This is a genomic window from Collimonas sp. OK242, from assembly GCF_900107095.1.
Taxonomy (GTDB): domain Bacteria; phylum Pseudomonadota; class Gammaproteobacteria; order Burkholderiales; family Burkholderiaceae_D; genus Collimonas.
The window spans coordinates 120,642-133,638 of sequence record NZ_FNOR01000001.1; the positions used below are offsets into that span (position 1 = coordinate 120,642).

12 protein-coding genes and 2 pseudogenes are annotated in these 12,997 nt (G+C 59.0%); 10 read left to right on the forward strand and 4 right to left on the reverse strand.

All coding sequences use genetic code 11. From position 1 onward, the window contains the following. Positions 1-12: 12 nt before the first annotated feature. From BLV81_RS00525 to BLV81_RS00560, 8 genes are all read left to right on the forward strand, one after another. A complete protein-coding gene (locus tag BLV81_RS00525; protein WP_255364836.1) occupies positions 13-2,253 on the forward strand; it encodes a TonB-dependent receptor in 2,241 nt (746 codons plus the stop codon). Positions 2,254-2,356: 103 nt separating this feature from the next. After that, a complete protein-coding gene (locus tag BLV81_RS00530) occupies positions 2,357-2,584 on the forward strand; it encodes a hypothetical protein (protein ID WP_092351347.1) in 228 nt (75 codons plus the stop codon). A 227-nt stretch (positions 2,585-2,811) separates the two neighbouring features. Beyond that, positions 2,812-3,291 carry an OsmC family protein gene (locus tag BLV81_RS00535; RefSeq protein WP_092351349.1) on the forward strand — a complete coding sequence of 160 codons (480 nt, stop codon included), beginning with the start codon at positions 2,812-2,814 and terminating at the stop codon, positions 3,289-3,291. Between the two features lie 137 nt (positions 3,292-3,428). Continuing rightward, the gene (locus BLV81_RS00540) at positions 3,429-3,632 is read left to right on the forward strand and encodes a hypothetical protein (RefSeq protein ID WP_092351351.1); all 204 of its coding nucleotides are present in this window, start codon (positions 3,429-3,431) and stop codon (positions 3,630-3,632) included. A gap of 39 nt (positions 3,633-3,671) precedes the next feature. After that, positions 3,672-4,613, forward strand: coding sequence for an EamA family transporter RarD (gene rarD, locus BLV81_RS00545; protein WP_092351353.1), 942 nt, complete (start codon positions 3,672-3,674; stop codon positions 4,611-4,613). A gap of 74 nt (positions 4,614-4,687) precedes the next feature. Continuing rightward, positions 4,688-5,380, forward strand: coding sequence for an HAD family hydrolase (locus BLV81_RS00550; protein WP_092351355.1), 693 nt, complete (start codon positions 4,688-4,690; stop codon positions 5,378-5,380). 69 nt (positions 5,381-5,449) lie between these two features. After that, positions 5,450-6,091, forward strand: a complete 642-nt coding sequence (locus tag BLV81_RS00555; RefSeq protein WP_092351357.1) for a glutathione S-transferase family protein — start codon at positions 5,450-5,452, stop codon at positions 6,089-6,091. Between the two features lie 61 nt (positions 6,092-6,152). Next, positions 6,153-6,455, forward strand: coding sequence for a hypothetical protein (locus BLV81_RS00560; protein ID WP_092351359.1), 303 nt, complete (start codon positions 6,153-6,155; stop codon positions 6,453-6,455). Between the two features lie 11 nt (positions 6,456-6,466). On the opposite strand, the gene BLV81_RS00565 is transcribed toward BLV81_RS00560, so the two are convergent. From BLV81_RS00565 to imuA, 3 genes are read right to left on the reverse strand one after another with little or no spacing between them, the layout of a single operon-like run. Beyond that, the gene (locus BLV81_RS00565; RefSeq protein ID WP_092351361.1) at positions 6,467-9,646 is read right to left on the reverse strand and encodes an error-prone DNA polymerase; all 3,180 of its coding nucleotides are present in this window, start codon (positions 9,644-9,646) and stop codon (positions 6,467-6,469) included. Between the two features lie 30 nt (positions 9,647-9,676). Next, positions 9,677-11,176, reverse strand: a complete 1,500-nt coding sequence (locus BLV81_RS00570) for a Y-family DNA polymerase (protein ID WP_092351363.1) — start codon at positions 11,174-11,176, stop codon at positions 9,677-9,679. Then, positions 11,109-11,891, reverse strand: coding sequence for a translesion DNA synthesis-associated protein ImuA (gene imuA, locus BLV81_RS00575; protein ID WP_369823773.1), 783 nt, complete (start codon positions 11,889-11,891; stop codon positions 11,109-11,111). The genes BLV81_RS00570 and imuA overlap by 68 nt, the downstream gene beginning before the upstream one ends. A gap of 160 nt (positions 11,892-12,051) precedes the next feature. On the opposite strand from imuA, the pseudogene BLV81_RS00580 reads away from it, so the two are divergent. Next, positions 12,052-12,412: pseudogene (locus BLV81_RS00580) on the forward strand (type II toxin-antitoxin system RelE/ParE family toxin). 35 nt (positions 12,413-12,447) lie between these two features. Then, positions 12,448-12,750, forward strand: coding sequence for a helix-turn-helix domain-containing protein (locus BLV81_RS00585; RefSeq protein WP_092351741.1), 303 nt, complete (start codon positions 12,448-12,450; stop codon positions 12,748-12,750). Here BLV81_RS00585 and BLV81_RS00590 read toward each other — a convergent pair. Further along, positions 12,732-12,914, reverse strand: a pseudogene (locus tag BLV81_RS00590) (amino acid ABC transporter permease); the annotation flags it as partial. The gene BLV81_RS00585 and the pseudogene BLV81_RS00590 sit on opposite strands and share 19 nt — an antisense overlap. Between the last annotated feature and the right edge of the window lie 83 nt (positions 12,915-12,997).

Sequence of the window (12,997 nt, forward strand, 5' to 3'; positions counted from 1 at the left end):
AAAATTGTTGTCATGTTTGCTATTTCGTTCGTTGCTTGCCGGTCCGGCCAGGTACGCGCCGTCAATCCGGCTGAAGCCATGGAATTGCCGGCAATTGAAGTCATAGGCACGACGCCGCTCGCCGGGCTTGGTAGCCCGATTCGTGACGTCGCCGGCAATGCGCAGGTCTTTACGCGTAAGGATCTCGCAGTTCAGCGACAGGGCAATCTCGCCGAATTCCTGGAGCAGAATCCGACCAGCGTCACTGTCAATTCGGCGCAGGGTAATCCGTTTCAACCGGACATCAGCTTTCGTGGATTTACCGCATCGCCGCTGCTCGGCTTGCCGCAGGGCTTGTCGGTATTTCAGGACGGGGTGCGTATCAATGAAGCGTTCGGTGATGTGGTGAACTGGGACCTGCTACCGCAATCGGCGATTTCCAGCATCCAGTTGATTCCTGGATCGAATCCGGTCTTCGGCCTCAATACGCTGGGCGGGGCATTGGCGATCTACACCAAAAGCGGTGCGCAAAATCCGGGTGGGACAGTGGAAGTATCGAGCGGCTCTTCCCGACGCAAGAGCGTCGAATTCGAGCAGGGAGGGAAGGCTGGGGCGGGCGGCAATCTGGATTATTTTTTTACCGGGAATTATTCCAAAGACAATGGCTGGGCCGATCACAATCCGAGCAAGGTGCAGCAGTTCTTCGGCAAAGTGGGCTACCAGACTGGCGCCACCGATCTGGACATCAGCCTGAGCGCTGCCGACAATACCCTGCAAGGCACGCAGACCTTGCCTGTGTCGTTTTCCAGCAATATCCGCCAGGCTTATACCTATCCCGATAGCAACCGGAACCAGCTTGGTTTTTTGACGGTGAAAGGCAGTCATTTCGTTAACGAGCAGCTGCTTGTCAGCGGCAATCTGTATTATCGCCACTACAAGAACAGTGGTTTCAGCAGCAATGTCAACGGCAATGGCGGCCAGGCAGATGCTGCGGCAGGTCCGGTCGATATGGCGCAGGCGAGGAATAATCGCTCGGAAATCGATCAGACCGGATACGGCCTCGGCCTGCAGATGACCTTGCTGGGCCAGTTGGCCGGCAAGAAGAACCAGCTTGTAATGGGCGCCAGCGGCGATTTTGGCGACGCCCGCTTTACTCAGGCAAATCAGGATGCGGAATTCACGCCGACTCGCGGTACGGTCGCGATCGGCGATTTTCAGCAGGCCACCGATGCCAAAACCCGCAACAGCTATTCCGGGATTTTCTTCTCGGATGCGCTATCGATGTCTGAGCGCTGGACGCTGACATTGTCCGGGCGCTACAACCTGGCGCGTATCAGTATCGCCGACCAGACCGGCGACGCGCCGAAGCTCAATGGCGATCACCAGTTTTCCCGTTTCAATCCGGCCATCGGCGTGAACTACAACCCGACGTCGAAGCTGACCATCTATGCTTCCTACAGCGAAGGAATGCGTACGCCCACGCCAGTGGAACTGACTTGCGCCGATCCGGATGCACCTTGCCAGCTGCCGAATAATTTTATTGCCGATCCGGCGCTGAAGAAGGTGGTTTCACGCACGCTGGAGTTCGGTGCGCGCGGCAAATTCGGCACGGAGTCGCAATGGAGCGCGGCGCTCTACCGGACCGATCTGGACGACGATATCCAGTTCATCAGCAGCAATGGCGTCGCCACTAATGCCGGTTATTTTCAGAATGTCGGCAAGACGCGTCGGCAGGGACTGGAACTGTCCGCAAGCACCAGGTTTGGCGCTTTGGGGGTGTCTGCCCACTACAGTTTTATCGATGCGGCTTTCCAGTCGCCGTTTGCGGAAAGCAGTCCGAACAATTCTGCCGCGGACGCCAACGGCGTCATTCAGGTCAAGCCGGGCAAGCAGATTCCGGGCATTCCGCGTCATTCTTTCAAGCTGAGGCTTGACTACGACATGAATGAAAAATGGTCGGTCGGCGCCAACGGCGTTCTCAATAGTGCGATCTTTGCGCGTGGCGATGAAAACAATAGCGACAAGCAAGGCAAAGTACCTGGCTATGGCGTGATCAATCTCGATACCAGCTACAAAATCAGCCGTGATCTGGAATTTTTCGCACGCGTCAATAACCTGCTGGACAAGCGGTATGCAAATTTCGGCATTCTTGGCCGGAACTATTTCAACGGACCTGGCCATGCGTATGACGCCGCTAACCCCGCTATCGAGCAGTTTCGCGGCTATGGCGCGCCGCGCGGAATCTGGGCAGGTCTGCGCTATAGCTGGAAATGACAGCGGCGCCGCCTGAAGATTTCAGCTCGTTCAAGCAGTTTCAATACGTCGTGGCCGGTTTGGCGCATGGTAGGATCGCTCCTCTTAAAAGAGAGGTGCAGTGATGGAAGTAAAAGGCTATCCATATAAGGGGCATGCGGTATTTCCCCGGCTGGAACAACAGGGCAGCGGCAAATATGCGGCGTGTTTTACGATTCAGACGGGCAAAGATGGCGCCGGCGAAACACGTTACGCGCGAACCATGCCGACCAATGAATTCGATACTGAAGACGATGCAATCGCCTACATTCTCGATTTCGCCGGCGACTGGATTGACGAAAATCCGATCTAGCCGGATGCCATTGCGATACCCGCAATCTTGCAATCCGATTTCTCGGTTTGTCAGATACTATAGTCTTTTTCATCTTTTCCCGTAGAAACGCGGCCGATGCCGCACCGGTCTGGGCACAGGCGACCTCGGTCAGGCCGAGGAGAGGAATTCCCTGTATCATCAACGCCGCAGAAATTCACCAGCCTGTGTCGCCAATCCAAGCATAACCAAGCCTGAAAGGAAATCTCATGTCCAGTCATGTCGCAACTATCGAGTGGCAACGAGCGGATGCGGTATTTGTTGATAACCGCTATAGCCGCGCCCACCAATGGCAATTCGACGGCGGCGCGGTAGTGCCCGCATCGAGTTCGCCGCACGTGGTCAGGGTGCCTTTGTCGAATCCGGCAAATGTCGATCCGGAAGAAGCTTTTGTCGCCTCCTTGTCGAGTTGCCACATGCTGTGGTTCCTCGACATCGCGCGTAGTGCGGGCTATGTGGTCGACCGTTATGTCGATCAAGCCACGGGGCATATGCAACGCGGAGCGGATGGTAAAAGCTGGATAGCATTGGTCGAATTGATGCCGGCGGTGGCTTTCTCCGGCGCCAAAGTTCCAGATGATGCCGCGCTCCAGCAACTGCACCACAAGGCGCATGAAGAGTGTTTCCTGGCGCGCTCGGTGAAGAGCGAAATCCGGATCGCGGGCACGTGGAGCCATGCCGCGTTATGAACCCGTCTGGCCATCTTTATCTTGAGCAGCGCGGAGACGGGTAGAATACCGGCGGCGCATGTTTGCCGCCGGGGCCGGGATTCGCCGGCGCCGGCGTTGGCAAACTGCCGCTATAAGACGTTTAAACAGGAAAAATGATGGCAAAGAAGAATGAAGAGCTGGACCCGGAAACGCTGGCCTTGATCAATTGGTGTATCGAAGTCGAAGCTTTCCTGGTGGCCGGCGGCGCCACTCTGGAGCAGGCGCAAGAACATATCGAAGAGCAGGTGGAATGGTTCACCGACCAGTTTTATGATGGCCTGACGCCAGAGCAGGCGGCCAAAGCGGCGCTGAACGATTAATGAGCGATTAAAGATGTTTGCCGAGGCGCGTTTGACACAATGAATCAACATGAAACAGGGCGCGGCATCGGCTTGTCGGTTGCTGCTTCGATGCTGTTCGCCCTGATGTCCGGCTACACCAGATTGCTGGCGCCGCTCGACGGCCTCGATATATTTGCGTGGCGGGTAGTGTGGACGGTGCCCGGCGCGCTGGCCTTGCTGGTCCTGCGTCAGCGTTTGCCGCAGGCGGGCGCCTTGCTGCGCCGTCTCGCTCGCGAGCCCTTGACGTGCGTTGCCTTGGCGGCGGCGGCGGCGTTGCTCGGGCTGCAGGCCTGGATTTTCATGTGGGCGCCTTTGCATGGCCGCGCGCTGGAGGTCTCGCTCGGCTATTTCCTGCTGCCGTTGACGATGGTGCTGGTCGGCCGCTTCTATTATCGCGAACGACTGGATATCCTCCAATGGCTGGCGGTCGCTTGCGCTGTGGCCGGCGTGTTGCACGAGCTGTGGCTGACGCGCAGTTTCGCCTGGCCAACCCTGGTGGTGGCACTTGGCTATCCGCCTTACTTTATCCTGCGCCGCAAGATCAATGCCGATCCGGCGGTGTCATTTGCTTTCGAGATGGCTTTACTGTTGCCGATGGCAGCCATCATGCTGTATGCGCGCGATTCCTTGCCGGTGATTGCCCACAGGCCGGATATGTGGCTATTCCTGCTGCCGGGGCTGGGCTTATTGAGCACCGTGGCGCTGGGCGCTTACCTGGGCGCCAGCCGGCTGTTGCCGATGGCCCTGTTCGGTATCCTCGGCTACGTCGAGCCGGTATTGCTGGTTGGCGTCGCCATCATTTTCCTGGGCGAATCCATGGCGCCGGGACAGCTGGCGACTTACATCCCCATCTGGTGCGCGGTGGTGTTGACTGCGGTGCACAGCGTGCGCCTGTTACGCAAGGAGCGGAGGGTGAAACAGGGGCGGCAGGCAAACCGATCGGATGCGGCAGAAGTTTGACTGTCCTTCAAAGTCATCGTGCTGTCACAAGACTGCTATAAGTTGCTGTACTGTGTCCCGTGGCCAGGTAAATCATGTACAACAATAGCAAACGATTAATTATCCTTGATGCAGACGGCACGACTATCGATGCCTATAGCGCCATCGACAAGACGTTTTCCCGGCACGGCATGGTGATCGGCGATGAAGAACGGTTCCAGAAACGGCGCCGTCTGTTCAAATACCTGGGCGGCTTGAAAGAGTTTCCGTCCAATCTGAAGCGGCAGATCGGCAAGCAGAGCCGCAAGCAACTGATCGCCACCCTGACCGAGGTGTACCGGGAAGAAGCGAAACTGTATCCGGGCATTGCCGGGCTGGTGCAGAGCCTGATGGCGGCGCCGGACATTGCAGTCGGCCTGGTGACGCGGAACATGACCAATGAGCCCGAACAAACATTGAGATTGTTGTTCAGTCGCCATGATATCGATCTGGATGCCTTCGATTTTTTCGCGCATATTCCGCTGCACCTGGAAAAAATGCAGCAATTCCGGGCGATTCGCGAGCGGCTGGACATCAATCCGGCGCGCGCCTACATCTGCGGCGATGAGCACAAGGATTACCTGGCCGCGATCGGCTCCGGCATGCATCCTTTCATGGTTTCCTACGGATTCGAGAGTTACAAGCGGCTCATCAAGAAATTCATGGTGCCGGAAGAAATCATTTCCCGCTCGCCCGCGGAACTGTGCGGGCGCGTGCGGCACGCCATGGGCTTGGCGGACACTGCCTGAAAGCGCTCCACTGCATAGGCTCGCTCCCTGTTAGAATTTATTCTCCGATAGATAGATTGAGCAGGGCGCATGTACACTTTGTATGGTTTCAAGGGCTCCGGTTCTGCCGCAGTGGAACTTGCATTGGAGCTGGCTGAACTGCCTTACCGTCTGGTTGACGCGGCTTCCTGGGAGCCCGGCTCGGCAGTCGACGAGTTGCAACGTTTGAACCCCCTCAGGCAGATTCCCACCTTACGGCTGCCGGATGGCAGTATATTGACTGAAAGCGCGGCGATTCTGCTGCATCTCGGGCTGGCTCATCCATCTGCGCGGCTCTTGCCTGTCGACCCAAACCCGCGCGCGCAAGCGATCAGAGGCCTGGTGTTTATCGCCGCGAACTGTTATGCCGCAATCGGCGTAATCGATTTTCCTGAGCGTTGGTGTATCGATGCCGATGATGCCGTGAAAGAGCAAATCCGAGAAGGTGCGCGGCAGCGCTTGCACAGCTATTGGGAAATTTTTGCCGACACTTATTCTGACACTTATTCCGCGTCGCCATTCTTGAACGGCGCAACGCCGGGCGCGCTGGATCTGCTGGCTGCCGTGGTGTCCAAATGGTCGGGAGCACGGTTACATCTGGAACGGATGCGGCCTGCTTTTTTTAAGCTGATAGAGAGCGTGGAAGTCCATCCCAAAGTGGCGCCGGCATGGCGCCGTCATTGGGACATTTGATTGCCTTTATCTGCCGGCAGAGACCACGGATTGACTCTAAATAAAAATGCGGAGGCCCATCATGCAATCACAAACCGAGTTGTCCGAAGATCAGTTGACGAAGGAGCCGGCATGGTGCCGGATGCCATTGCTGATTCCGGCGCTTTGCCTGGCGCTGCTCGGCGCGGGCGCCCTGATGGCGATGCGCTGGCAGCGCAAGCGCGGCCTGGCGGCTGAGGATGACAGCGCGCGGCAGCGTTTGGTAGAGTTTCAGGACGATGGCAGCGAGGATCCTGGCGCCGGTATCGATCAGATGCTCGATCTGCATCCTGATCATCTGGAGATGCCCCACGAAAAACCGCACGCAAAACCGCCAACGCATTAACTTCGGCGTTATCAGTGAAAATCGCGGCTGCTGGTCCCTAGCTTGCCCAGCATCGGTGACATATCGATTAACAGCTTGGCGACCAGATGCCTGACGCCGTCCTGGGATTGCCAGATGCCGTTCACGCCCATCAGCGCCGCTCCGCGCAATTCCTTGCGCTGGCGGTCGGCCAGGTCCGGCCAGACGATGACATTGACGGTGCCGGTTTCGTCTTCCAGGGTGACAAACACCACCCCTTTGGCGGTACCTGGACGCTGGCGCACCGTGACGATGCCGCAAGCCCTGGCCAGCCGGCCGTTGCCGAATGTGTTCAGCACCTCGGCCGCCATGAAGCGCTGGGCGTTTAAGCGCGGACGCAGCAGCGCCAGCGGATGGCGGCCCAGGGTCAAACCTAGCGCACCATAATCGTTGACCAGGTTTTCTCCTTCCGAAGGTGCGGCCAGCAACAGTTCTTCTTCCACCACCCGGGCCTGCTTGAGCAAGCCTTTTTCCGGCGTGCTGACCAGCGCCTGCCACAGCGCCTGGCGCCGATTGCCGACCAGCGGGGCGAGCGAATTGGCGGCCGCCAGCGCCTGCAACTGATCGCGCTTCAAGCCGCTGCGCAAGGCCATGTCGTTGAGATCGGTGAACGCACGCACTGCGCGCGCCGCTTCAATTTCCTGCGCATTATCGAAGTTCAGGCCGCGTACCAGGTTGAGTCCCAGCCGCACCGCCGGCCGGCTGGCCGATGTCGGCTCCAGCGTGGCCTCCCAGTTGCTCAAGTTGATGTCGACCGGCAGCACTGCGACGCCATGCCGGCGTGCGTCTTGCACCAGTTGCGACGGCGAATAAAATCCCATCGGCTGGCTGTTCAGCAGCGCCGCCAGGAAAGCTTCGGGTTCGTGGCATTTGAGCCAGGAACTGGCATAGGCCAGCAAAGCGAAACTGGCCGCGTGGCTTTCGGGGAAACCGTATTCGCCGAAGCCCTGGATCTGGCTGTAGATGGCCTTGGCGAAACTTTCCTGATAGTGATTGTTGACCATGCCGTCGATCAGCTTACGTTCGAATTTTTCGAGGCCGCCTTTGCGCTTCCAGGCTGCCATCGAACGCCGCAGGCTGTCGGCCTCGCCTTCGGTAAAGCCGGCCGCGATGACGGCGATCTGCATTACCTGTTCCTGGAAAATCGGGATGCCGAGAGTGCGTTCCAGCGCCTTCTTCAATTTATCGCTGGGATAGACGATGTCGTCAGGATCTTTTTTCCTGTTTTGCAAATAAGGATGAACCATGCCGCCCTGAATCGGCCCTGGCCTGACGATCGCGACCTGGATCACCAGGTCGTAGAATTTGGCCGGGCGCAGGCGCGGCAGCATGCTCATCTGGGCCCGGCTTTCGATCTGGAACACGCCTATGGTGTCGGCCCGGCGAATCATTTCATAAGTCGCCGGATCTTCACGCGGGATGTCTCTCATTTCGAAAGGTTCGCCGCGTTGCAGCGCCACCATCGCCAGCGCCCGCCGCAGCATCGACAGCATGCCCAGCGCCAGCACATCGACCTTGAGTATGCGCAGCGAATCCAGGTCGTCCTTATCCCATTGCACTACGCTGCGGTCTTTCATGGCGGCGTTTTCAATAGGCACCAGCCGCGACAGCTTGCCGCGCGCAATCACAAAGCCGCCCGGATGCTGCGACAGATGACGTGGAAATCCCATCAGCGTATGCGACAGATCGGCCCATTGTTCTGCAATCGGCGTGTTTGCCGCCATGCCAAGCTCGCTGAAATTCTGTTGCAGCTGCTGCTTGTCGTCCCACCAGCGCTGCGATTTGGCGACCTGATCAACCAGGCCGGGATCGACGCCTAACGCTTTGCCGACATCGCGCAAGACGCTGCGCGGCCGATAACTGATGACCACGGCGGTGAGGGCGGCACGGCGCCGGCCGTATTTGTTGTAGATATACTGGATGACGTCTTCGCGTCGCTGATGCTCGAAGTCAACATCGATGTCAGGCGGTTCATTGCGCTCCCGGCTGATGAAGCGGCCGAACAGCAAGGTGCTTTGCGCCGGATCGACCTCGGTAATGCCGAGGCAGTAACACACCGCCGAGTTGGCCGCCGAGCCGCGGCCCTGGCACAAGATCCCTTGTCGGCGGGCAAACTGGACAATGTCGTAGACCGTCAGGAAATAAGCTTCGTATCCGAGTTCATGGATCAGATCCAGTTCGTCTTCCAGCTGTTTTTGCACCGCAGCCGGAATTTCATCGGAGAAGCGGCCGCGCGCGCCGATATAGGTTTGCTGGCGCAGATAGCTGGCCGGGGTATATCCCGGCGGCACAATCTCATCCGGATACTCATAGCGCAGCTCATCCAGCGAGAAGCTGCACGAATCGGCTATCGCGATGGTTTCGGCCAGGGCAGCGGCCGGATATAAATTGGCCAGCCGCAGCCTGGCGCGCAGATGCTGTTCGGCATTCGGCGCCAGCGCATAACCGCAGGCGGCGACAGGCTTGCCGAGCCGGATCGCAGTGAGGGTATCTTGCAGCGGTTTGCGCGAGCGGCGGTGCATGCAAACGTCGCCGCTGGCAACTACCGGCAAACCGAGTCCCTGCGCGACTTGTTCAACTACGGCGCGTTGCCGCTCATCGCCGGCCTGATGCAACATGGTCAGGCCGATCCAGCCGCGGCCAGGAAACGTGCTGCCTAGCCATGTCGCCTGGCGTGTCAGCGTTGCGCTATCGATACCATGCGCGGGCAACAGGATCAGCAGGCAATCGGGCAGCTGGCGCAGATGGGCGTTGACGCTGTCTGGCATCTCCAGGTCCTGCGGCGTGAGCAGATAATGGCCTTTGCCGGCGCGGTTGCGCGCCAGGGTGATGAGTTCCGACAGATTGCCGTAGCCTTCACGATTTTGCGCCAGTGCGATGAGGGAAAAGGCCGGGCTGCCATCGGCCTCATGCAGCTGGAACTGGCTGCCGATCAACAGCGAAAGCTGATGTTTCTTGGCTTCCATGTGCGCCCGGACTACCCCGGCCAGCGAGCATTCATCGGTAATCGCCAGCGCCTTGTAACCGAGCTGGGCGGCACGCTCTACCAGTTCCTCCGGATGCGAGGCGCCGCGCAGGAAACTGAAATTCGAGACGCATTGCAGCTCAGCATATTCTGGCAGCATGGCTGGAGAAACAGGCGGCAGCGAGGTTGCGGGGAAATTTTCGTCCATATCTACATTACCCTTGAAATTACCCGCACATCAGGCAAACAAGCCATGCAGAAACCAGCGGATTTCATCGCCGCTGCGCTCTCGGTATATCCAATAACAAGCGGCTTCTGCGCTTTCTGCGACGAAATAATCGCGTACGGTGGCGGCGCCATCCCACCAGCCGCATTCGATGCGCTCCGGCCCTGACAGCAGGCGCAGAGGCGAACCATAAAACGGCCGGTGTTGGCGCAACAACAGGGCTAGCGGTTGTTGCAAAAGCCAGAATGGCCGCTGCGGCTGGATCCGCCGCGGCGTTTCCTCCGGCGCCTGGCGGCGCTTGTTGTCAGTCGCAGCTTGCCAGGCGTTGGCGATTTCCGGCCGGTGATCGGCCAGCGCGGCCGGTTGCAGCACATTGTCACTGCCGAGCCGTGCGCTTAACAGTTCCAGCAAGCGCGCATATGCGCCGGGCGTGCCGCCCGGTTCGGGAAACAGCGAAGCAGTCGGCGCCAGCATTGCGGCTACCTGCGATGCCTGCAAGCGCAGGGCGATCACGGGTGCATCGAGTTGCAGCCGGCCTAGCCGTTCCTTTAACAAGCGCAGCAGATGCTCTTCATGCCAGGCCGGTTCGGCCAGTGAGATTTCCAATGGCGTGGGGGCGATTGCCTGGCGGCCGCGCTCGTGTTCCAGCGACAGTGAAAAGCGCGACACCGCCAGTTGCCGGGCCACCAGCCAGCCGATCATTTGCAGGATCAGGCGGCGTGCAGCAAACAGCACTGCTTCGGCATGTTCGATGCGGTCTGGCAGTTCCAGCCAGGCGCAGAATGTTTGCGGCGCCTGCACCCATTCAAACATTTCCGGCGCCGTGCCGTAGGCGCGATCCAGGGTTTCCAGGACGTGTTTGTCGCTGCGCCGCTGCAAGCCCGCGCGCGGCAATCTGCGCAAGTCGGCCAGGGTCTGGCAACCGATGCCCGCCAGCCATTCCTGGTAAGGACGCGCCGCCGGCAAGATCATGAACGGCAAGCGGTCCAGCCGGCGCTGCAGGCTGGCTAAGCGCAAGCTGCGGCGTTGCCGGGCTGAATTCGGTGAATGGCGGCTAGCACGGGGCAATTCGCAAGCCAGCAGCCATGCCCCTTGCGCCGTCGGCGCCATGCTGACACGCGGCGTGAATCCAAGTGCCTGGATACTCGCGCGGATGCGATGGCATAGCGCCAGCCGGCCGCCGAAAGCGCTCAGGCTGGCGCTGACATCGAGCAGCAGCGAATCTTCTTCGGCATGCGCCACTTCCGGCGTGTATTGCAGCAGGGTCAGCGCGATATCGTCGCGCGCGCCTTGTTCGCGCGCCGGGTCGCGCTCGCATAGCAACGCCTGCGGCGCCAGCGCCAGCGCGCCGCCGCGGCGCATGCCCGGCCGGATGCCGCTGGCAGCCGCGCTGGCGGTCATGGTCAGCACCTGGTCATGCTCCAGAACCGCGAGCATGCAGGGCTCAGACCAGCGCGGGCGCAATGTTTCCAGCGCTAGCAGCGGCAGATGTATGCCTATCCAGAGAGCCATGATTGCGTACGGTAGAAGAGTTGAGCGGAGTGAGCGGAACAGCGGCGGCCGGATCAGTCCCGGGGATGACTGCCGGCAGGGGCAGGTAAAACGCTTGTTCGTGTTGCGGTCCTTTGCGTTTGAGCAGCTGGATTTCGACGCCGCCGCGCGCCGGCCGCAAGCTCAGGCGTAAAGGCGATGGCGAGGATTCGTGGGCGGCGTTGAGCGGACGCAACACCCACAACATGGTGTCGCTGGCCTGGGCTGCCAGATGCAAACGACGCAAAGCCTCGCCCCGGATGTGCGACTGCCACAACAGCAGCGCGCCGCAACTGCCGTTACGCAACACCTGTTCCGCCGACCACAATGCATCGGCGCTGCGTACAGCCTTGATCCATAGCAGTTGCTCGCTGGCCAGGCCGCAGGCGTTCCAGGCGCCGATCTGCGGCAAATGCGGCGGTTGCAGCAAGACGATCCGGCGCTGCCGGGCAATGCGCGCCAGCGCCGGCTGCAACAAACGTATTTCGCCGCTGCCGGCTTGTTGCAACAACAGCTCTATCAATGCCGAATGCGGCCAGCCGCCATTCGGCAACTCGCGGTCCAGGGATGGATGGCCGGAAGCGGTGACTGCGCCCTGGTAAGAGCCCATCTGGTCGGCGCGCCACAAGGCATGCGGCAAAGTCGCAACGACCGATTGGGCGGCGGCGGAAATGCTGGATGGGGCGCTGGCAGGCATGGGCATGACGAAATGATATTAGGTGAAAGCATAAGCGGAGAAACATTATACTGTACATATATACAGTATAAATCCGATTTGAGCTTAGTCAATCCGTTCATCTATCTGCGTCGTGATGAGGCCATGCCACGCGTTTATCTATATTTGGGTATAATTTATGATGTCTGCTTTTACGAGGCCGCTACGCTGGGTAGGTTCGGCGAAAAAAGACCTGACAGGGATGCCAATGGAAGTGCAGGCCGCTTTTGGTTATGCGCTGCATTTGGCCCAAGCCGGAGGCAAGCATGATCAGGCTAAACCGTTGAAAGGTTTTGGCGGCGCTGGCGTATTGGAAATAGTGGAAGACCGCCAGGGGGATACGTATCGAGCCATATACACGGTGCGCTATGCCGAGGCGCTTTACGTGTTGCATTGCTTTCAGAAAAAATCCGTTAGCGGTAGCGCCACACCCCCGGCCTGATATGGATCTGATTCGGGCCCGATTGAAAACTGTCATCGCAATGCAAAGGAGTGGAGAGTGAATCAGAAAGTCACTATTAACGGTATCGATATAGAAATGGGCAGCGACAATCCCTATGCCGATCTCGGCTTCCCCGATGCCGATGAAATGTTGATCAAGGCCAAGCTGGCGCACCAGATCGCACAGATCGTCAAGAGCCGGCATCTGACTCAGCAGCGCGCGGCCGACTTGCTGAGCATGCCGCAGCCTAAACTCTCAGAAATGTTGCGCGGAAAATTCAGGGGCATCAGCCAGGCAAAGATGATTGAATGCCTGAATCGCCTCGGGCGCGATGTGGAGATCGTGGTGAAGAAGGGCGGTAGTTCGAGCCTGGGACGCACTCAGGTGGTAGTGGCCTGAAAATACGCCGCAGCCCGATCCGCGAACCGGCCCAGTCCCGAACACAGCACAAAATAAATCAAGCCGATGAACATGAATATCTCCGCCGGATAAATAATCAACCGGCTATTCACCTGCGCCGCCACGAACGACAGTTCGCCAACGCCGACGATATAGGCCAATGATTTGAATATTGCAAGTTTGTGCGACGTGTTCAGGCGATGCCGGCCTTGCACGGAAACGCCGTTAAAATGAGGGAAGTGAATGT